21 protein-coding genes and 1 other annotated feature are annotated in these 21,643 nt (G+C 39.6%); of the genes, 7 read left to right on the top strand and 14 right to left on the bottom strand.

Going from position 1 to position 21,643, the window contains the following annotated elements:
• Positions 1-80 precede the first annotated feature (80 nt).
• Positions 81-668, top strand: a complete 588-nt coding sequence (locus AC4E8C_RS09900; protein WP_490211937.1) for a YdcF family protein — start codon at positions 81-83, stop codon at positions 666-668.
• A gap of 41 nt (positions 669-709) precedes the next feature.
• On the opposite strand, the gene AC4E8C_RS09895 is transcribed toward AC4E8C_RS09900, so the two are convergent.
• Entirely contained in the window at positions 710-1,273 is a 564-nt protein-coding gene (locus tag AC4E8C_RS09895; protein ID WP_490211936.1) for a GNAT family N-acetyltransferase, read from the bottom strand.
• A 219-nt stretch (positions 1,274-1,492) separates the two neighbouring features.
• Positions 1,493-2,923, bottom strand: a complete 1,431-nt coding sequence (gene proS, locus AC4E8C_RS09890; RefSeq protein WP_490211935.1) for a proline--tRNA ligase — start codon at positions 2,921-2,923, stop codon at positions 1,493-1,495.
• Positions 2,924-3,039: 116 nt separating this feature from the next.
• Positions 3,040-3,258 (bottom strand) — a binding site (T-box leader).
• Between the two features lie 142 nt (positions 3,259-3,400).
• Here proS and AC4E8C_RS09885 point away from each other — a divergent pair.
• Both AC4E8C_RS09885 and AC4E8C_RS09880 read left to right on the top strand, forming a co-directional pair.
• The gene (locus tag AC4E8C_RS09885; RefSeq protein ID WP_490211934.1) at positions 3,401-3,535 is read left to right on the top strand and encodes a hypothetical protein; all 135 of its coding nucleotides are present in this window, start codon (positions 3,401-3,403) and stop codon (positions 3,533-3,535) included.
• Between the two features lie 132 nt (positions 3,536-3,667).
• The gene (locus AC4E8C_RS09880; protein WP_490211933.1) at positions 3,668-4,555 is read left to right on the top strand and encodes a cupredoxin domain-containing protein; all 888 of its coding nucleotides are present in this window, start codon (positions 3,668-3,670) and stop codon (positions 4,553-4,555) included.
• Between the two features lie 45 nt (positions 4,556-4,600).
• Here AC4E8C_RS09880 and AC4E8C_RS09875 read toward each other — a convergent pair whose 3' ends face one another.
• From AC4E8C_RS09875 to AC4E8C_RS09850, 6 genes are all read right to left on the bottom strand, one after another.
• A complete protein-coding gene (locus AC4E8C_RS09875; protein ID WP_490211932.1) occupies positions 4,601-5,158 on the bottom strand; it encodes a PepSY-associated TM helix domain-containing protein in 558 nt (185 codons plus the stop codon).
• Between the two features lie 111 nt (positions 5,159-5,269).
• On the bottom strand, positions 5,270-6,523 hold the full coding sequence (locus tag AC4E8C_RS09870) for a sensor histidine kinase (RefSeq protein ID WP_490211931.1): 1,254 nt from the start codon (positions 6,521-6,523) through the stop codon (positions 5,270-5,272).
• Positions 6,524-6,532: 9 nt separating this feature from the next.
• Positions 6,533-7,204: a response regulator transcription factor gene (locus AC4E8C_RS09865; protein WP_490211930.1), complete on the bottom strand. Its 672-nt coding sequence runs from the start codon at positions 7,202-7,204 to the stop codon at positions 6,533-6,535.
• Between the two features lie 85 nt (positions 7,205-7,289).
• A complete protein-coding gene (locus AC4E8C_RS09860) occupies positions 7,290-8,456 on the bottom strand; it encodes an ABC transporter permease (RefSeq protein WP_490211929.1) in 1,167 nt (388 codons plus the stop codon).
• A complete protein-coding gene (locus AC4E8C_RS09855) occupies positions 8,434-9,144 on the bottom strand; it encodes an ABC transporter ATP-binding protein (protein WP_490211928.1) in 711 nt (236 codons plus the stop codon). Before AC4E8C_RS09855 ends, AC4E8C_RS09860 begins: the two co-directional genes overlap by 23 nt.
• The gene (locus AC4E8C_RS09850; protein WP_490211927.1) at positions 9,144-10,106 is read right to left on the bottom strand and encodes an efflux RND transporter periplasmic adaptor subunit; all 963 of its coding nucleotides are present in this window, start codon (positions 10,104-10,106) and stop codon (positions 9,144-9,146) included. The genes AC4E8C_RS09855 and AC4E8C_RS09850 overlap by 1 nt, the downstream gene beginning before the upstream one ends.
• A gap of 250 nt (positions 10,107-10,356) precedes the next feature.
• Between AC4E8C_RS09850 and AC4E8C_RS09845 the strand changes: the two genes are divergently transcribed.
• Together AC4E8C_RS09845 and AC4E8C_RS09840 are read left to right on the top strand one after the other, a co-directional pair.
• Positions 10,357-11,820: an alanine/glycine:cation symporter family protein gene (locus tag AC4E8C_RS09845; RefSeq protein ID WP_490211926.1), complete on the top strand. Its 1,464-nt coding sequence runs from the start codon at positions 10,357-10,359 to the stop codon at positions 11,818-11,820.
• Between the two features lie 192 nt (positions 11,821-12,012).
• Positions 12,013-13,440, top strand: coding sequence for a TerD family protein (locus tag AC4E8C_RS09840; RefSeq protein ID WP_490211925.1), 1,428 nt, complete (start codon positions 12,013-12,015; stop codon positions 13,438-13,440).
• A gap of 43 nt (positions 13,441-13,483) precedes the next feature.
• Here the strand turns inward: AC4E8C_RS09840 and selB are convergent, their stop codons facing one another.
• From selB to AC4E8C_RS09825, 3 genes are all read right to left on the bottom strand, one after another.
• Positions 13,484-15,367, bottom strand: coding sequence for a selenocysteine-specific translation elongation factor (selB, locus tag AC4E8C_RS09835; protein WP_490211924.1), 1,884 nt, complete (start codon positions 15,365-15,367; stop codon positions 13,484-13,486).
• 122 nt (positions 15,368-15,489) lie between these two features.
• On the bottom strand, positions 15,490-15,990 hold the full coding sequence (locus tag AC4E8C_RS09830; protein ID WP_490211923.1) for a hypothetical protein: 501 nt from the start codon (positions 15,988-15,990) through the stop codon (positions 15,490-15,492).
• The gene (locus tag AC4E8C_RS09825) at positions 15,974-16,465 is read right to left on the bottom strand and encodes a hypothetical protein (protein ID WP_490211922.1); all 492 of its coding nucleotides are present in this window, start codon (positions 16,463-16,465) and stop codon (positions 15,974-15,976) included. The genes AC4E8C_RS09830 and AC4E8C_RS09825 overlap by 17 nt, the downstream gene beginning before the upstream one ends.
• Positions 16,466-16,696: 231 nt before the next feature.
• On the opposite strand from AC4E8C_RS09825, the gene AC4E8C_RS09820 reads away from it, so the two are divergent.
• On the top strand, positions 16,697-18,004 hold the full coding sequence (locus AC4E8C_RS09820) for an Nramp family divalent metal transporter (protein ID WP_490211921.1): 1,308 nt from the start codon (positions 16,697-16,699) through the stop codon (positions 18,002-18,004).
• Positions 18,005-18,081: 77 nt separating this feature from the next.
• Here AC4E8C_RS09820 and AC4E8C_RS09815 read toward each other — a convergent pair whose 3' ends face one another.
• The 3 genes from AC4E8C_RS09815 to AC4E8C_RS09805 form a co-directional block, all read right to left on the bottom strand.
• The gene (locus tag AC4E8C_RS09815; RefSeq protein WP_490211920.1) at positions 18,082-18,543 is read right to left on the bottom strand and encodes a GNAT family N-acetyltransferase; all 462 of its coding nucleotides are present in this window, start codon (positions 18,541-18,543) and stop codon (positions 18,082-18,084) included.
• A 125-nt stretch (positions 18,544-18,668) separates the two neighbouring features.
• Positions 18,669-19,052, bottom strand: a complete 384-nt coding sequence (locus AC4E8C_RS09810; RefSeq protein WP_490212519.1) for a vWA domain-containing protein — start codon at positions 19,050-19,052, stop codon at positions 18,669-18,671.
• A gap of 172 nt (positions 19,053-19,224) precedes the next feature.
• Complete coding sequence (locus AC4E8C_RS09805) at positions 19,225-19,746, bottom strand: hypothetical protein (RefSeq protein ID WP_490211919.1); 522 nt, start codon at positions 19,744-19,746, stop codon at positions 19,225-19,227.
• A gap of 231 nt (positions 19,747-19,977) precedes the next feature.
• Between AC4E8C_RS09805 and AC4E8C_RS09800 the strand changes: the two genes are divergently transcribed.
• A complete protein-coding gene (locus AC4E8C_RS09800) occupies positions 19,978-21,633 on the top strand; it encodes an FAD-binding dehydrogenase (RefSeq protein ID WP_490211918.1) in 1,656 nt (551 codons plus the stop codon).
• Positions 21,634-21,643: the final 10 nt, after the last annotated feature.

Here is a 21,643-nt window from a genome sequence, read left to right as displayed (position 1 = left end):
AACATATAAATGACAAAAATTGTTATATTATGGTACTATCAATATATGGTTAGGATTCTTATAGAAACGGATTTGAAAATATGAGAAAAAAGAAAAGAATAGTATCAATAATATGGATACTGGTGGTTATAGGACTGATTTATGCGGGCTTCCTTCAAATTAAAATCAATCAATATAGTAATTTGACTGCTCCAAAGAACGCTGACTATTTGATTGTTCTCGGTGCTCGCGTGAAAGGGACTGTTCCTTCGTTGGTATTGGCCAGCCGGATTAAGTCTGCTGCGGACTATTTAAAGGAAAATAAGGAGACCATTGTCATCGCCTCAGGTGGCAAAGGACCAGGTGAGGAAATCGCTGAAGCCGAATCGATTAAGAGTGAACTAGTGAAGCAAGGTATTTCCGAATCACGAATTGTGATGGAAGATCGTTCAACAGATACATATGAGAATATTCGTTTTTCTAAAAAACTCATTCCTCCTCACGCAAAATGGGGAGTGGTGGTGACCAATAATTTCCACTTGTATCGAGCCATGTCAATTGCTCAAGACCAAGGATTAAATGTTCAAGGCCTGCCAGCAAAAACTCACTGGAAGGCCGTAGTGAAGTCCTATACTCGAGAATATTTGGCGATTACTAAATACTATTTGAAAAAATATATACTAGATTGATAGAAAGAAAACTCGACGCTGTGGTCGAGTTTTCTTTCTATTTATTCAGTTACTTTGGCAAATATACAGGTATCCCTTAGTTCCTTGCCATCTGCTGAAATGCCATCATTTTTGAGGATCCCTTCTAAGGTAAAGCCTAATTTTTCAGGAATCGCACGACTTTTAGTATTTCTGGTATCACATTGAATCTCGACTCGTTTTGCTTTCAATTCTCTAAAAGCAAAGTCTGTTATCGCTTTTGTTGCTTCAGTTATATATCCCTTCCCGCTAAAACGAGTATCAACCCAATAGCCAATTTCAAATTTTGGCACTTCCCATTTGATTCTATGTAAGCCTGAAGATCCAATAAATTCCCCTGTTTCTCTATTAAAAAGATGAAATCTAAGATCCTCTCGCGTTAAAAACTTCGCATGTGCCTCACGCATATTAGCCTCGACATCTTGCTCTGATTGGTCTCTATGGGCCCATGGCATCCACGGTTTTAGTTCATTAATTGATGCCTGCATCGCTTCGAATACTACTTTCCCATCACCAGGTATTGGCTTGCGTATTAGCAATCTTTCAGTATAAAATTCTTCTGGAAAGTCTAATAATATTGGTTTCATTTGTTCGGTTCCCCCTCCTGATTATTAAGAATTCGCTAGAGTTTCTTATTTTCCTTTTTTCATCGTTATTGTTCATTTTCAGATGGACCTTTTGTTAGGATTTCAAATTGAAAAGTCGTGAGTGCCTATACCCTGCTTTGTTCCGTGGCCACGGGCACTGTCACCTGCTCAAAAAAAAGACTCTTCCAAAATGGAAGAGCCCTCTTCTTCTACTATGAATTAGTAAGCTTTTGCCCAATAAACCATTTGTTTTGCTTCTTTTCCACAACATACACAATGATCTGATAGGTGTTCTTGCTCAAACGGCATACAGCGGGAAGTTGCACTTGTTTCTTCTTTGATTTTGTCTTCACAAGCAACATCACCACACCACATTGCCTTAATAAAACCAGGTTTTGATTCTAGTGTATCTTTTAATTCAGCAAGCGTTGTAGCTACGGATGTTCTTTCTTCACGATGCTTCAAAGCTTTATTATAAAGGTTGGTTTGAATATCATCTAACAATGCAGGAAGTGTTGTTTCCAATTCAGCCAAAGGTACAACTACTTTCTCAAGCGTATCCCTTCTAACTAATACAACTTGTTTATTCTCAATATCTTTAGGTCCAACCTCAAGACGAACTGGAATACCTTTCATTTCATATTCATTGAACTTCCAGCCTGGCTTTTTATCGCTTGCGTCAATATCAACACGTGCAACTGTTCCGAGTGACTTTTTCAAGTTATAGGCAAAATCAAGCACGCCTTCCTTATGCTGAGCGATAGGTACGATCATTACTTGAGTTGGTGCAGCTTTTGGTGGAATGACCAATCCACGGTCGTCACCATGCACCATGATTAAAGCTCCGATAATTCTTGTTGTAAAGCCCCATGATGTTTGGTGCACATATTGCAGCTTTCCTTCTTTATCTGTGTATTGAATGTTAAAGGCCTCTGCGAATCCTGTTCCAAAATGGTGGGAAGTCCCTGACTGCAATGCCTTCCCATCATGCATTAAGCTTTCAATTGTAAAGGTAGCTTTCGCACCGGCGAATTTTTCCTTTTCGGTCTTTTGCCCCTTCACAACTGGAATGGCGAGGATTTCTTCACAAATAGCAGCATACACATTAAGCATTTTAATCGTTTCTTCCATAGCGTCTTCATCAGTGGCATGGGCAGTATGTCCTTCCTGCCATAAAAACTCTAACGTGCGTAGGAATGGACGGGTTGTTTTTTCCCAGCGAACTACGTTTGCCCATTGATTATACAGCTTTGGCAGATCTCTGTAAGAATGAATGATGTTGCTGTAGTGTTCACAAAATAATACCTCTGAAGTAGGACGAACAACCAATCTTTCCGCTAATGGCTCATTCCCGCCATGTGTAACCCAAGCCACTTCAGGTGCAAAGCCTTCAACATGGTCTTTTTCCTTTTGTAAGAGACTTTCAGGAATGAATAATGGCATATACACATTTTCATGCCCTGTTTCTTTAATGCGGCGATCCAATTCATTTTTAATATTATCCCATAGGGCATATCCATAAGGACGGATTATCATCGAACCGCGCACACTTGAATAGTCAATTAAATCTGCCTTTGTGACAACATCTGTGTACCATTGGGCGAAATCCTCGTCCATACTAGTAACATCTTTTACAAATTCCTTTGCCATTTTGACACCCCATTATCTTTTTATAAGAATACTTTTTTCATGTTAAGAATAATTCAGCACATTCGCCATTCATCGAATGCTTTTACTTTTTTGAATACAAAAAGGCCCTGATCCTAAAAAGGGACCAAGGCCTGGCGGTACCACCCTAAATTCAAAAAGCAAACAGCTTTAAACTCTCTCCATGATAACGGATTTTATCCGCATGTATCTTCAACATATGATCCGATACAGAACTCAGAGGCAGGTTCATATGATTGTCTTAAGAAACCTTGCACCCAATGGTTTCCTCTCTTGGTAAGACATTTCAAATTACTAATCCTCGTCATAGTTTCAATAGTATTTTTGAAAATTATATATTTCCCAATTATAAATGTCAAATCTTATTTTATTATGTAAACTGTCTAATTTATGAAATTACCTTTATTCAACTAATTAATTCGGGTAAAATGCAAGTAATAAGTGAATGGGGTGACGAATATGAAGGAAGAGGAAAAAGATGAACTTGAAAAAGAAGATGCGGAAAAAGAATTTTTACTTGAATACATGAAATGGCAGAATGAAGCACTGAAAAGAATTTATAAAAACGCTGTTAATCATGAAAAAAAAGAGTAGCCGGTTTTCAAGCACATCAAGATTCATAAAACGTTCATATTAATCACTTAAAATACAAATTTCGATCCATTATTTACATTTATAATACTCTTATGTTGTTTATTTTAAAGGACACATTTGAGGAGACATATCATGAATATTTTTTCGATTATTTCAGCAGCAATTGTTGCCGGTGGCTCTGGCTACTCGATTTTCTTAGTTTATCGTAATAAAAACCAACTGAATAACACCCCGGGAGTCATGCTTAGTATGGTGATTGCGGTGATCACTGGCTTGCTTACAGGAAGTATCATGGGGATTATCTCTGGTGAAACCTTTTTGGTTGTTGGCATCAGTATGATTATTGGATTTATTGTTGGATTCCTAGCAGGACACCCTGTAGGAATATTAGCGATTCTTATGGGAGCTATTGCAGGATTAATGGGTGGTATTAACGGGGCTATCCTGGGTCTATTTCTTCAATTTGTCAATCCTATGATTTTGTTAGGGATTCTAGTCGGATTTTATTTGGTCATTATCGGGTTTGTCATTGTCTATATTTATGTTACTACGAACCCTAAATATTCAATAGATACCGAAGAGCTTTCTCCATTTGCCATTATCGCCGGCGGGATCGTGCTAGTCTCCTTGTTCTTGTTTATGTATAGCAGCGATTTGGTAAAAATCCCAGGCAGGGACGATTCTGCAGGACAAACACAACAAAAGGCCGAAAATCAAGAAGTTATGAAAACAGAAGCCGATGTGACCGATCAGAGCGCTCCACTCGTAAAAATGACTGTAACCCCAACAGGTTATACACCAAATGTCATTCGTGTAAAAAAGGGTGTACCGGTTCAACTTGAAATTGAAAACCCGTTAGAAAATAGCTGCTTATCCACTTTTATGATTCCAGATTTTAATATTAATCATGTTAACTTAAAAAAAGGGACGACCAATCTTAGTTTCACCCCAGATAAAACAGGTGAGTATACCTTTAGCTGTGGCATGCAAATGTATAAAGGAACAATTGTCGTTGAGTAACTATACAACAAAGCACACGAATGATGATCTTCGTGTGCTTTACTATTAAAAATCTGCCATGTCTGAAATCTCTTGTATTTGCCGTTTTTTTCTTCTTCCTTCTGCTTTCAGGACTTTCATGGATAAATAGATGCCGGTTCCAGTTAAAACGATCATCGCAACGGCTACTAAGTCGATGAGCCATTTCACGTTCATATTACCAATTCTTCCTTCGTGCAGACCGCGGATGGTGCTCATGAATGACCCTTGCCCAAACCTTTCAGCGCGCATACCACCGGCAAAATTTCCATTTCCGTCAAATCTAGCACGACCTTGAAATTGACCATTTTCATTTGAGCCCATCTGAGCATTTCCTTGTCCCTGCATTGGTCCTGTGGCTTGTCCAGATTCAGGCGCTTCTCCACCTTGATTAAATTGTCCTTGCCTCCTATTAAATTGACCTTGATTCGTTTGACCTTGCTGAAAATTGCCGCGCCCGCCTTCCATTTGTGTCTGCCCGATTAACCAAGGTTCATTCATAAGTAATCCTGTAATCGACTCCAAAAAGATAAAAATTGACGCGATTAAGCCAATCCATAAGTGAGCCTTTCTCGTTTTCTTCATTACCATTAATCTCCCTTCAATCCACAAAGCACAGGGTGCTTGTTTAAATAGATAAGGATATTATGAAGGGTCTTCCTTAAGATTTTCTTAACATGAAAAAATGAAGCCCCATTAATTTTTTTGGGACTTCGGAAAAGTAATTTCTATTTTTGTTCCTGCACCAACCGTGCTTTGTACCTTCGTTTTTCCATGGTGTTTGTCAATGATCCATTTGGCAATCGATAATCCGAGACCTGTTCCTTCCACACCTGTCCTTGACTTATCACTCTGATAAAAGCGATCAAAGATTTTCGGGATATCCTTTTCAGGGATCCCAATTCCATTATCTTTTACCTGTAAGAAAACGGAGGAGTGACTCTGTGTACAAGAAAGCAATATTTCCCCGCCATCTTTTGTATATTTAATAGCGTTATCTAACAAGATGACAATTAACTGATGAATTCTTTCTTTATCACCTATAAACTGTACCTGTTCTGGTGCATCAAGATGAAGTGACTTTTCTTGATACATGGCTATTTCTTCATATTGTTGAACAATATCTTTTAAAAGTTCATCCAATTGGAAGACTGATTTTTTCATTTCTATTTGATCCGAATCGGATCGTGCAAGTGTCAATAAATTCCTTACAAGTTTGGACAGTCGTCTTGACTCATTAGAGATGGTGGAGATGTCGATTATCTTTTCTTGAATCGTTGCCGATGGTGACCGAAACAGAATATCCGTTTTAGCCTGGATAACTGCTAAAGGCGTCCGCAATTCATGCGATGCATCCGACACAAACTCCTGTTGTTTCTGCCACGCATTTTTAATTGGAACCAATGCCCTGCCTGCTAAGAAATAACCGGATCCTATCGCACATATGATGCCGAGACCGCAGCCAATCAGCATAATTAATAATAACCGATCCAGTAATTCCTTTTCCGAGTTTACATTCCGAATCACTTGGACCGTAATTCCCCCTAATTCAGGCATGGTTACCTTGAATGCCACATAGCGAAATGAGAAGTCCTCTACTTCGACATCCTGCAGGGTGCCAAATTTGTGGGGACGTATCAGTTTTTCGTTATCCAGAAAAAGCTCAGACTCTCTATTTTGATCTGCTAAAAGTTGGTTATTTTTATCCCAAATCAACGTGATAATACGCGGGTCGCGCCGCATAAACCGCGGACCTGCATCTCCCTCATGATTCTCAGCAGGACCACTTGGATGTTGAAAATGCTCAACTGTTTCCAATAACGATTGGTTTACATCCTTATACAATTTATTATCTGTATAAAAGTAAATAATACTTCCAAGTATACTAATTAAAACAATCACCACTAACGAGTTTAATAATGTTAACTTAATATGTGTTTGTCGAAACATCTGCTGCTCCTATTCTTCAGCCAGCATGTAGCCTACACCGCGAATGGTTTTAATATCTGCATGATAGCCAAAAGGTTCTAACTTTTTTCGAAGATGGTGCATGAACACCTCTACTATGGCAACCGTCGTATCCGAGTCAAATCCCCAAACACGATCATAAATTTGTTCTTTCGTTAATATGGCTCCTTTGTTCTGAATTAAATATTCTAACAGTTCGTATTGCTTTGCTGTAAGTTTGATGGACTCACCATCCACCTGGATCTCCCGTTCCTTACCTAGTAATTCAATCCCGCGATATTGGATCGTTTGATTGGTTGTAAGACTGCCGCTTCTTCTTAATAACGCGCGAATCCGTGCTTTAAGTTCTGCAGCTTGAAATGGTTTTACTAAATAATCATCTCCGCCGCTATCAAGACCTTGTACTCGATCCTCTAACGAATCTCTGGCAGTAAGGAAAAGAACAGGAATCCTCAATCCTTCCTTCCTTATCGTCCGCAGTACCTCAAAACCATCAATTTCTGGAATCATCACATCTAAAACGATGGCATCGTGGATATTTTGCATGGCTAAAAATAATGCTTCTTCCCCATCAGAAGCTTGGTCCACCTCAAATTCATCTGATAAAAGTTGGACAATTGATTCTAACAATGGAAGATTATCTTCCACTACTAATAAACGCATTTTTATCTCTCCTCTAAAAAGGCATACAATTGATTATATAGGAAATAAAGCGGCCGCAATAGTGCGTTCCGCCTTTATATTACCTTTACTCGTATCTTAATGCTTGAATTGGATTTAATTTTGACGCTTTATTTGCTGGGAATACCCCAAAGACTACACCGACTATTAATGAAAATAGGAAGGAGAATAGCATGACCGACGGTGAAAATGAGACGCTTAGACTTAAGAGAGTTGATATCAACTTTCCGATGCCTAACCCAGCTAGTATCCCAATGATGCCGCCTGCTCCGCTTAAAACAACCGCTTCAATTAAGAATTGAATAAGAACATCCCGTCGTTTTGCACCAATGGCTTTCCGGATTCCAATTTCCCTTGTTCGTTCTGAAACAGATACGAGCATAATATTCATAATGCCGATTCCCCCAACAAGTAAGGAAATGCTGGCAATTCCTCCTAACATCATCGTCATGGTATCAGAAACAGAACTCATAGTATCCATGATATCCTGCTGGTTTGTCACACTATAAGAATCACTTTTATTGGGATAAAGGGAGGCCATGGCCCTTTCTACTTCGTTCATGACCATACCCATTTGATTTTCGCTCTTCCCTTGTAAATACACTTGATTAATGGTTGTACTTTTCACCAGCCGTTGACCAGTGCTTAGTGGGACGATCACCACGTTGTCTCCGCTTTGCCCCAACGAGCTCCCTTTCGAAGCCAATACTCCAACCACTTTAAAAGAAGTACCCTCAATCTGCAAATATTGTCCAACCGGATTGTCTGCACCAAAGAAAGTGGTCGCAGTATCGGAACCAATAACAGCAATTTTTTGCCGATATTCAAGATCAAGGTCCGTTATAAATCGCCCGGCACTGACTGAGGTATCCCGAACGGTTGAATATGCAGCATTAGTACCGGTCATAGTAACCTGTGATGTGGTTCGATCTTTTTTAACATTCACACGACCCGAAACGACAGGTGAGATGGCTTTGACTCCGTTCACTTTACTAAGTTCACTAATTTTATCCTCTGTTAATGCTAAATCAGTTCCAAATGTATTTATGGTTAGTAGATTCGTTCCTAATTGATTAATTTGACTAGTTACATTTTTTGCCGAGCCTTGAGCAATTGATACGAGGATGATGACGGATGAAACCCCAATAATCATTCCAAGCATGGTAAGTGCGGACCGCAGTTTATTCCCTTTTATACTTTTAAGAGCCATTTTAATGGATTGCAAGATTCCCAATCAGCTCACCCCCATCTTCTTGTAATTGCCCATCTTGGATGCTGACCATTCTATTTGCTTGTTTAGCAATCGCTAAATCATGGGTGATTAATATAATCGTGTGGCCATTCTCATTCAATTCTTGCATGAGCTGCAATATATCCTTGCTCGTCTTGCTATCAAGGGCCCCGGTTGGCTCATCAGCAAGCAGAATCGTGGGATGACTTACAAGGGCTCTGGCAATGGCCACCCGCTGTTGCTGACCCCCTGATAATTGCGTTGGCAAATGGCCTGCTCGCTCCTTTAGTCCCACTTTGCCTAATCCTTCTAACGCTCTTTCCCGACGTTCCTTTGCCGGGACACCACTATACAACAATGGCAATTCCACATTCTCAAGTGCTGTTAGTTTCGTTAATAAGTTAAAGTTTTGAAAGATAAAACCTATTTTTTGATTCCGAATGGCGGCTAATTGATTATCATTCATCTTCCCTACATCCTTACCATCTAGCAAATATTTACCTGACTGAGGCCGATCCAGGCAGCCAATCATATTCATTAAGGTAGATTTACCCGATCCTGAAGGACCAATAATCGCTAAGAATTCCCCTTTTTCAATCACTAAGGAAACATCGTTTAAGGCATGAACTGTTTCACCGCCCAGTTTATAGGTCTTTATAAGATGACTGATTTGTATAATTGGCTTTCCCATTAGTTACCACTCCTTCCGCCAAACCGTCCACCATTTCCACGGTTCATACCACCAGTGTTACCCAAACCACCAAAGCCGCCAACGCCTTGCATCGTTCGACCTTGATTGTTAGAAGTGGCTGCTTTAGCTAATTGTGGTAATTGAACAGTTTGACCCTCAGAAAGCCCTTCTGTTATTTCCACATAATCTTCATTTGCTAATCCGGTTTTGACCGTTTTTTTCTCGGTCTCGATACTTTGATCAGTTGACCCTGAGGTGAAGACATTGACATATTTTTCTCCATTTGCGGTATGAACCTCATCAAGTGGAACGTAAATTGCATTTTCCTTCCTTGCTGTCAGAATACTAGCTTCCACACTCATACCGACTTTAAGATTTTCTGGTTTATCAATATGAATGGTCACTTCAAAAGTAGAAACCCCATTTGAAGATGTCCCTTCATCGGCAATGGCTGTTACTTTGCCTGCAAATGTTTGGTCTGGGAATGCATTTACTTTTAAATCAACAGACTGACCTTGTTTTAATTTAGTAATATCAAGTTCATCAATTTGGACAGCTGTTTGTAATTCCTCGTAGTTTGATACATGGGCAACCACCTGTCCAGACGCCACTCGCTCGCCTGCTGCAACCGCTAGAGAGGTAATGATTCCATCAGCAGGAGCTAAAATTGGGTCACTGCCATCTGTAAAAGTAATCAATTCATCCCCTTCTTTTACTTGCTCTCCTTTATCCACCAACACTTCATCAATTTCCTCGTTATTACTTATTGATTTAATGTCTTCACTAGTAACGGCTTCAACTGCTCCAGAACCACTGATTTTAACATTGAGCGTTCCTTTTTGAGCAACAGCCGTTCGCACTTGTGCTGAAGATGTTTGTGCACTTGTTTTTGAGGCATACCATTGATAACTGACAAAGCCAACTAATAGTACGCCAATTACGATCAAAATCCATTTTTTCATATTTTCATACTCCTTTTTAAACGGAATCTTTTGGATAGGCCTATTATTATCTCCATTCCTTAACTTTTCCTTAAAGGAAATTATTAGTGCCATTATCTTATCGGTAATAATCCAGTTCTTTTATCCCTACTATTTCCTAGGACAAAATTCTCTATTATTTTAGAATGCTTAAAAAATTCTAATTATTAATCCAATAATCTTTTATTCTGTTATATAATGAAAAACATTAACAAGATAAGGGGGAAACCTAATGGAACAGATTGTAAATTGGCTTAATGGCATTATCTGGAGCCAGGCATTAATTTATTTATGTTTAGGGGTAGGACTGTTTTACACACTTTCAACTAGGTTCCTGCAAATCAGGCATATGAAAGACATTATTCCATTGATGTTTAAAGGTGATAAATCCGAAGCAGGCATCTCATCCTTTCAGGCTTTATCACTTGCTTTATCTGGAAGAGTGGGAACGGGAAACATTGCAGGAGTTGCAACTGCCATTGCCTTTGGAGGTCCAGGAGCTGTTTTTTGGATGTGGGCAATGGCCTTTTTCGGTGCAGGTTCGGCCTTTGTAGAATCCGTCTTAGCTCAAGTATTTAAAGAGAAACATCATGGCCAATTTCGTGGTGGTCCTGCCTATTACATTGAAAAAGGATTAAAAATTAAATGGTATGCAGTACTTTTCGCGATTGTCACCGTCATTGCGACAGGAGCCCTTTTACCTGGTGTTCAGGCAAATAGTATTGCTTCAAGCGTTAAAACCGCTTTTGGTATTAGTCCTGCGATTACGGGGGGAATATTAGTCTTGATCTTAGCGGTCATCATCTTTGGCGGCGTAAAAAGGATTGCTCGTGTAGCAGAATTGGTTGTTCCCTTTATGGCCCTTGGATATGTCGTGGTTGCCATCCTTATTACTCTCTTGAACATTACAGAGTTACCAAATGTACTAAAACTCATCTTTACCAGTGCCTTTGGAACTGATGCTGCCTTCGGAGGTATATTAGGCGCAGCCATATCTTGGGGGGTAAAGCGCGGCATTTATTCAAACGAAGCCGGCCAAGGTACGGCACCGCATGCAGCAGCTGCAGCGGAAGTTTCTCATCCTGCCAAACAAGGCATCGTTCAAGCCTTCTCTATCTATGTTGATACCTTATTTGTTTGTTCCGCTACCGCTTTTATGATCCTAATTACGGGGATGTATAATGTTACGCCAGAAGGAAAATCGGAAATTGTAAATAATCTTGGAAAAATGGAACCGGGACCTGGTTATACTCAAGCAGCTGTTGAATCTACATTCCCGGGTTTTGGCGCTCCATTTGTTGCCGTTTCTTTATTTTTCTTTGCTTTTACCACCATTATGGCGTATTACTATATGGCAGAAACAAATCTTACCTATATTAATAGAAAAACTAAACGTGTTTGGACAGAACATTTATTAAAATTTGTTATTCTAGTTATGGTGTTTTATGGGTCTGTGAAACAGGCTGGACTTGCTTGGGCACTAGGTGATGTTGGGGTAGGAAGTATGGCGTGGCTAAATATAATTGCTATTCTTCTTTTGACCAAACCCGCCTTATTAATTCTAAAGGATTACGAAGGACAGCTTAAAGAGGGAAAAGATCCTGTATTTGATCCTGTTAAGCTAGGAATAAAAGATGCAGACTTTTGGGAAGATGAATACACAAGTCCACAGAAAAAAGAAGAAAAGACAGGTTGATAGGATCTATATGGTGGATGGGACTAATTTTAATAAAGTTAGTCCCCTTTTTTTGAAACTTTTCATTCCCTATTACGTACCTTTAATGTGTGGCCGATTTAAAAATAAAGTATTTTAGACTTGAGGTTTTCCCTTTTTTTTAAAATAAACTTATAATGTACATACAATTATATGAATGAGGAGTGAAAAGATTTGGGAGTTACATTAAGCAAAGGGCAAAAGGTTGATTTAACGAAATCGCATCCTGGGCTGCAAAATGTGGTGGTTGGCTTGGGCTGGAATGTGAGCCATCTTGGTTCCAATTTTGACCTAGATGCCTCAGCATTTTTATTGGGTGAATCTGGGAAAGTAAATAGTGATCAAGATTTTGTTTTTTATAATAATCCTGCAGGCGGGAACGATGCCATTATCTATAGCGGGGATAACCGGATTGGTTCGGGTGTACGGGATGATGAACAAATTAGGATTGATTTAAACAGGGTACCCGCCCATATTCACCGTATTGCTTTTACCATTACGATTCATGATGCACAGGCCAAACGGCAAAATTTCGGACAAGTGTCAGACTCTTATGTCCGAATCTTTAATGAATTGACCAATGAAGAGTTATTACGATTTAACCTGGGCAGGGACTTTACGGTTGAAACCGCCATTGTAGCTGCAGAGTTATATCGCCATAACGGTGAATGGAAATTTAATGCCATTGCAAGCGGTTTTCAAGGCGGCTTAGCGGCATTATGCCGGAACTTTGGGGTAACAGTGGATGATCCGCCCGTAAGCACCCCATCTCAGCCGTCGAATTTTCAACAAAATACTACGTATCAAAATAATCCTTATTCACAAAATCAAACAAGCTATAACACATATCAGCAAAACCAGCAAAACCCTATTCATCTTCAACCGGAATCATCCTATCGGCAGCCGGGCTATGGATATCCAACACAGTCAACCTACCCATCGCCTGCGCCTGGACGTCAGACATATGGAGGAGACGATATTATCTGTCCCCGTTGCCATTCTTCCAATGTTAGTACCGGAAAGAAAGGGTTCGGGCTAGGAAAGGCCGCTATTGGAGGGCTAATTTTGGGTCCGGTCGGGTTACTAGGTGGATTTATAGGTAAAAACCAATTAAAGTTTAATTGTAATAGCTGTGGCAATTCCTGGTCCCCTTCGCAAACAGACTATGCGGAATGGGCAAATACCCAAAAAAGAAAGGCTCAGGATTTATTCAATCGATATAAAAGTCAAGATGTTCTTGATGCTGTCGTTGCCGCTTGTGCCTTAGTCGCTATGGCCGATGGCTATCTAGACGCGTCAGAACGTCAAAAAATGATAGAGTTTGTAAATCAAAGTGAGGAATTACGTGTTTTTGATACAACTAAAGTCATTCAAAAGTTCAACCTCTTCATTTCAAGAATGGAAAATGATCGGATGATGGGACGTGCCGAAGCATTTCGGGCACTTGGAAAAATAAGAACGAAGCCCGAAATCGCTCGGTTAGTTGCCCGTTATTGTATCGCGATTGGATATGCTGATGGAAATTTTGACAACAATGAAAAACAAATGGTTGCTGACATTTGTCGTGAACTTGGATTGAATCCTGCTGAGTTTTTATCATAATAAAAGCCTCATTTCCCACAACGGAAATGAGGCTTTGCCATTGTTAGCTTATCCAAACGCGTTTATTCTCAATGCGTTTGGTTAATTTCTTTGCATCTAATCTTTCTAAAAATGGGATCATGTACTTTCTTGACATCTCCAGAACATCCTTGGCATCGCCCACTTCAAATTCCGCCCCTGTTTGACTGCGAAGTTTTTCAACAGCTTCCTTAAATACATCTCCGTGGTAGGCAAATTGCTCATCCAATTGGACAATTAATTCCTGCTCTTCAAGGAATCTTTTTAAATCGAATTCTATTGTCTCCGGAATGCCCGCATTGGAAATATAATCTTTTAAGTACTTCACCTTTAGGGCATCCTTTTTTAAGTCAATAAGGAGATTTTCAGTTCGCTTTGCCCAGCTTTTTGGAACATGGGGTACAAAGTCAGGTATAGAAACATATTGTCCCTTTCGCTTAAAGATTCCATTCGCGATTCCATGTTCGACTACAAAATCAAGCAACGATTTAGGAAACCTATTTTGCATGGTCTGCAATAACTCGGCTTTATTTACTCCTGCCTTCATAGGATAGGCCAGATGGAATTCCTGCAGTCGATCAAAGATATCTTCTTCAATGGAATGAATGATTAACTGCAATGTATATTCTTTACCATTATATAAAACAAATTCAGAATCCATTAAATGATCGGTTAAGGTCGTTTCATCAAGTGCCGTCCGTTTAATCAATTCCGTTAAAGGCAGGCTTTTAGCTTCCACTAATGCAGCCGTAATCCGTTCTTTAGGTGTTCCGACTTTTTTCTTCTCGAGTTCTTCGATCGTCTGGTTGCCAAAGCGATACTTATTTCCACGTGGATCAATTACCCAGCCGCCGCCGATTGTTTCTTGCGGACTTGGTCTTCGTAAAATAAAGCGGTCACCACGTTTCGTAAGAATTTCTTCCTCAAGCCGCAGCTGACAAAGAATTTCTCCATTTTCTTCTTTGATCTCATTTCGGTCAAAAAAGACAATTCGTCCCATCACTTCAGCCGTGCCAAGGTGAAGCTTGATTGGCATCCGCTGCTTAACTATATGTTCAAGATCCTCAACCATGCGAACGGCAACATCGACTGTTTTTGTTACAATAAAATGTTCAGAGGAAACCAGCACATCGCCCCGTTCCAGGTCTTCCTTAGACACATTTGAAAGATTAATGGCCGCCCTTTGTCCTGCATATGCCTTTGCAGCTGCTTTATGATGAACTTGGATTTGCCTAGCTTTTACTTCAATTCCCACCGGCATTATTTTAAGTGCTTGTCCTTCTTCCACGGTTCCTTCGTAGACGGTCCCCCGAACGACTGTCCCTTGACCTTTAACGGTAAACACCTGATCGATGGGGAGACGAAAAGCTCCTTTGGCATCGCGCATTTCAAGTCCCTTTAACGTTTTTATAATCAGTTCTTTTATATCGTCGATTCCTTTCATCGACAAACTATCAATTAAAACAAACGGAGCGTCTTCAAAAACAGTCCCGGTCAACTCACCTAAAATATCATCTTTGACAAGTTCAATAAACTCATCGTCGACGCGGTCAATTTTTGAGATAGCAACGATACCATTTTTAACTCCCAGGAATTTTAAAATATCGAGGTGTTCTCTTGTTTGCGGCATCACGCCTTCATCTGCTGCCACAACAAGCACGACTAAATCAATTCCGGCAACTCCAGCAATCATTTGGCGGATAAATCGTTCGTGCCCTGGTACATCAATGACGGAAATTTGGATTTCATCGTCTTCATATAATGGAGCAAATCCTAATTCAATCGAGATTTGCCGTTCTTTCTCCTCTTTTAGACGATCGGTATCAATATTTGTCAGGGCTTTCGTTAAAGATGTTTTCCCATGGTCAATATGCCCAGCCATCCCAATCGTAAAATATCTTTTTTCCAAGATTCCCACCTTCTTAATCGTGTTCTATCATTCTACTGTAGCCTTAATAACAGAATAGTTCAAGCGAACATTTTGAGACAGAATGATAGTACCATGACAAAAACAAAACTAGAACAAATATGCTAGTTTTGTTTTTCCAATTGATTTTCTTTTATCATATGATAATACACAACCAAGAGAGATTGAACGACTAGATAAGTACAAATCGAGTAAAATATGTTATTTCCATTTTTATAATGAAAAACCCCCATTTTATTGTAAACCCATTCAATTGTTATTGCTGCAGCAGTCCATAGTGAAATAAAAAGTAGAATATAGCAGCCCCCTACTTTAAATTTATGATAAAGATAAAGAAAAAAGTAACCAAAGGGCGGGTACAATAAGTAAACAATCACATCCATACCCGAATAGGCAGGACCATCCATAATATCATAAAAATCAAACGGTACTGCTCCAATAGAATTATCAAAAACACCAGCGGCTGTTACCGTATAGAGAAAAATCAGAACAGTTACTTGTTTCGAAAACACTTTTGGCATGATAAAAAAGATAAGCCAAGAAACAATGACAATGGCAATAACAAAGTAATCGTTGCGATCAAATGCCTTATCTACCCACATCATCTTCTCTTTTTACCCCCTTCTCGCTTAATTCCCTGAACCACTTAAAGGCCGTCATTACCAATACCCAAAAAAGTAAATAATAAATTAAGGTACAAAAGTAATTCCACTTTTTAAAACTATATAAATGGCTGTGGCAGCCTAGGATATCAAGACCCAAAACAAGCAGACTGTATACGAGTATTAGAATCCACTTCTTTCTTATAGTGGAATTAAAAATTTCCAGTGTAAAAAAGGTCAAAAAGAACGGGATAAAAACACTGCGAAAAAGGAGAAAAGCAATAAACAATTTAGGGCTAGTTGTTAATTTAATCCAATGATTGGTTTCAAATAGCCCTAAATAAGCATGGGTATTGATTAAACAGGAAAGGAAGACAAGGAAGGATACCTCGCGGATTCTCTTCCTGCTAATTCTTTGATTCAAAATAACCAATCCGACCATTAACCAGCTGATGAACAAATAAAAAGTAAAAGCCATAGATGTGATCCCTCACTGGGTGCCTAAATCATTTCCTCTTATACTACCCAAATTTTATGTAATCATGAATCCTTTCTCTTACTACTTAAATTAAATTTTACGCAAATATATACACAAATTTTTGTAAATTCATTATAATAAATATATAAATGTTGCATGAAGGAAACTTTTGTTCATTCGCGAACAACTATTGCTTTAAGGAAAGAAACAACGAGAAAAGGATGGTGTCTTATGAATCTGCCAAATTCACTTGATGTGGAGCGAGCTCGAGAAGCAGAACAACGAATTGTCTCGGCTGCAAGAGATGCCATAAATGGAAATGTAAAAGGTCTTCGGGCAATATTACCGTTTATTGGACCTGCCTTCATTGCTTCCATCGCTTATATAGATCCAGGAAATTTTGCAACTAACATACAAAGTGGGGCTCACTATGGATATAAAATGCTTTGGGTCATTGTCTTAGCCAATTTAATGGCGATGCTATTACAAAATATGTCTGCCAAAATTGGTATTGCCACAGGGAAGAGTTTACCAGAACTTTGCCGTGACCATATGCCAAAATGGCTTACGATTATCATGTGGGTTATTTCTGAGCTTGCGGCTATGGCAACCGATTTAGCTGAATTTCTAGGAGCGACACTTGCATTACATTTACTAGCCGGTATTCCTATGTTGTTTGCGACGATTATCACCGGGGTCGTTACCTATTTGATTTTACTGCTTGAAAGATTTGGCTTCCGCCCATTGGAAAAGTTTATCGCAGCATTTGCCCTTTTAATCGGGTTATGTTATCTAGTAGAAACGATTTTTTCTAGACCCGATTTTTCACAAATTGCTTATCATAGTGTCGTTCCATGGCTTGGTAATAGCCAAAGTATTATGCTTGCTGTTGGAGTCATCGGAGCCACTGTGATGCCGCATGCAATCTATTTACATTCAAGCTTAACTCAACGTAGAATTGTCCCAAGAAATGATTCGGAAAGACTAAAAATCCAAAATTTCAGTACAAAAGAAATTTTCATTGCGATGGCCCTTGCAGGCTTCGTTAATCTGGCCATGATGTATATGGCAGCGTCAGTTTTTCATTCATCTGGTCAGAGTCATATCGCTGACTTAACAACAGCGTATCATACCTTAACACCTTTACTTGGTTCTGCCGCGGCCAGTGTTTTCTTGATCTCATTACTTGCTTCAGGCATTTCAAGTTCAGTAGTTGGGACAATGGCTGGTCAAGTGATTATGCAAGGATTTGTTGGTTTTAGTATTCCATTATGGATCCGTCGTTTGATTACGATGCTGCCAACTGTCATTATTGTAGCTATCGGCGTTGATCCAACTCAAACACTGATTATCAGCCAGGTAATTCTTAGTATTGTCTTGCCATTTCCCGTCATTGCCTTGATTTATTTCACACGAAGAAAAGACATTATGGGAGTATTAACAAATAAACGAATAACCACTGTTCTTTCCACCGTATTCGCCATGATTATCCTTGGTTTGAATGTTTGGCTGGTTATTCAATTCTGTATAGGACATTAGAAAAACACCACTCTCATAGGATGGTGTTTTTTATTGTCCATTAAGTAACAATTAGCTATATCTTTGACTCAACTTTTCTATTTCGCGCTGTCTTTTTCAAAATTACTTATAAATAATCCTGGTACTATCTCTATATCTTCTTTAAATCTATATCCATTTTTTAAATATAGACTTTTTGCCGGCAAGTTCTCTTTACCAGTTGATACATGAAAACTAGTTATATTTCGATTACGAACCTCAATCTCCGTCAATAATTGTTGACCAATTCCTTTACGAAAATATTCGGGATGAACAATCATCCGGCATATGGATAATTCTTCCCCATCAATGGTAAAAGAACTTGCCCCCTTAAGGACATCCCCCTCAAAATAACCCAAAAAGGTTTCATTACTCTTTTTTAAGTCATCTATCGTTTCCATCAGTGGAGGAATCTCATAAAAATTGATTAATTTAGCCTCAATGAGGTAGGAAGCCTGTTGGAGTTCATATAACTCCCTTACTAGATTACTATTTTGTAAATCAACCTCTTTAATTATCATTTAATTCTACCCTTCACTTTCTTTGCTTACTATCATTCTAGTCTAACTCTATTCTCCCTTTCAATCCAACTATCCTTCTATTTTTGGCCAAAAAATATCCCCCACTCTCGTGAGGGATGAATTGCCTATGCAACTTTTATCGCTTTTCCAAATGGTACTCGTGGTAAGAATACCCCCGGTACAAGCCAAAACAGCTCAAAATCCACTTTTTCCATATCTTCAGAAAAGAAGCCAGTGACATCTGTTATATAAAATAGCGTGTCAATGTTTTCTTCTTTTGCCCACTCAAGCACTAATGTATAGGAAGATTTCCCATGTGTTTGGTATTTTATTGTATCGCTCTTGACAGGGGAAATGCTTCTAATTTTAAAATCTGCTTGAACCAAAATCGTGTCCGGTTTTAGCTGTTCAAACAGTTTGACTATGTTATTAATGAGTATAACCGGTGCTTCATTCGTAGAAGTATCCACAGCAAGTGCGACTTTTTTATCCTGCCGCTGCTGGATCATGGAGAGTATCGTTTTATGCCATTTCAAACTCCAACCAACCCCTTTACTTTGAATGAGTGAACCATCTTATTTTGGTTCAGCAGCGAAGGGATTATAATTGGATAATAGCGGGAAAATAATGATTGCGAACAATGGACAAAATATCAATAGAAAGAAGCGGCCAGCAAATGGATTAATCCTTATTCGAAAAATCTCTCTTTTCCTTTAGATATTCCCTTTCACATTTTAACAGCTTGTATGGAATGGCGTTTCCTTCTTTTTTCTTCTTTTCAACAACCACCCATTCATAATTAGAAAGTTTTAAGTGCACGGCAACATCCATATTATTGGGCTGTTTATAAAGGACATAGGCAATACCCGGTTTAATATACAAGGTCGGTTTCCCTCGGGATGCGACAATAAATTGTTTGTGCAATGACTGGTAATATTCATCTATTTCTCTTCCACCATAAATAAGATTCGCTGCATCTAAAGATTTATCTTGCACCTCAATGTAACTTTGGTCGTCAATATCCAAATCTAGGTTAGAAATAATATCTTTCATTAGTGCTTGATTATATTGAATATCACGGTTTTTCATTTTTTCAAGGCATTCTGTTGATAACCTTGGTAGTTCCTCTGCTTGGCCTTTAAAAGAAAAACAAGCAAGCATGGTGAACACACCACATACCATCAATGTTGTTTTTTTCAACACAAAAAGACACCCCTATCATTTTGAACATATTATTCAACAATAGTAGTGAAACTATACCGTTACAATATTCGAATCATACTAGTTCTATACCTGACATCATTTTAATATAACCTTAAAAAATCCCAATACAAGGAAGAATCATGCTATAATTAAAAATATTGATTTTTCAGATAATATATATACTGGTGCTGAGTCCGAGTTGATGATGTTTCGTGAAATGGGGGAAGGTTTTTGAAATATGATGTAATTGTGGTTGGTGCCGGGCTGGCCGGATTAGTGGCAACGGCTGAATTAGCAGATGCTGGTAAAAGGGTTCTTCTGTTAGACCAAGAACCGGAAGCGTCTCTTGGTGGACAAGCTTGGTGGTCTTTTGGGGGTTTATTCCTTGTCGATTCACCTGAACAAAGAAGAATGGGGATCAAAGATTCTCGTGAGCTCGCTTGGCAGGATTGGTTAGGATCAGCAGGCTATGATCGCGAGGACGACGAGGATTACTGGGGGAAAAAGTGGGCGGAGGCTTATGTAGAATTTGCAGCGGGTGAAAAACGCCAATGGCTATATGAAATGGGTGTTCGTTTCTTTCCTGTTGTGGGCTGGGCAGAGCGCGGCGGCTACACCGCTGAGGGTCATGGCAATTCAGTGCCCCGTTTTCACATCGTCTGGGGGACTGGACCGGGACTTGTCAAACCTTTTGAAGAGAAGGTTCGTAAAGCCTTGGAGAAGGGCCTTGTTGATTACCGGCCACGCCACCGGGTAAATGAATTAATAACAGAAAATGGAGCGGTTACTGGTGTCCGTGGAGATCTTCTTATTGCAAGTTCTGCCGCTCGTGGAGAAGCAAGTTCGCGTGAAGTTGTGGGTGAATTTGAATTCAACTCGCAAGCAGTCCTGGTAACAAGTGGCGGTATTGGCGGAAATCATGATTTAATTCGAAAAAACTGGCCATCTCGACTCGGGAAGGCTCCGAAACGAATGATTTCCGGAGTACCTGAGCATGTGGATGGCAGAATGCTGGCGATTACAGAAAAAGCCGGCGGCCGCATCGTGAATCGAGATCGAATGTGGCACTACACGGAAGGAATTAAAAATTGGGATCCTGTTTGGCCGATGCATGGTATTCGAATTCTTCCAGGTCCCTCCTCCCTTTGGCTTGATGCTAAAGGAAGGCGCTTTCCTGCACCAAACTTTCCTGGCTTTGATACACTAGGGACACTCGAGGCGATCATGAAGTCAGGCTACGATTATTCATGGTTTATCCTAACACAGAAAATTATCGAAAAAGAATTCGCACTATCAGGGTCTGAGCAAAATCCTGACTTAACAGGAAAAAGTATTAAACAAGTGTTAGCCAGGGTCCTCCCAGGCCCAACAGCCCCTGTCCAAGCTTTTATGGATAAAGGTGAGGATTTTGTCATCGCTAAAACGGTCAGTGAACTTGTCGCAGGAATGAACAAAATAAGCGGTGAGCAATTCCTAGATGTTGACGAAATTAAGCGGGTGATTGTGGCACGAGACCGAGAAATTGATAATAAGTTTACCAAGGACCTCCAAATAACAGCGATGCGTGGGGCACGTCATTATCTGGGTGACAAATTAATTAGGGTGGCTCCTCCACACAAAATTCTTGATCCCAAAATGGGTCCACTAATTGCCGTTCGGTTAAATATTGTCAGTCGTAAGACGCTAGGCGGACTGCAAACTGATTTATCTGGCAGGGTCTTAGACAGTAAAGGAAATCCTATCCTAGGCTTATATGCTGCTGGAGAGGTTAGTGGATTTGGCGGCGGCGGCATACACGGTTACCGTTCTTTAGAAGGTACCTTTGTCGGGGGCTGTTTGTTTACGGGAAGACAGGCAGGCCGCGCACTTGCTAAGGAGTTAAAGTAGCTATTTGTTA

This window comes from Neobacillus sp. SRL179, assembly GCF_984799095.1.
Note: the sequence above shows the minus strand (reverse complement) of the source record. Positions and strands in the feature narration are given on the sequence as shown.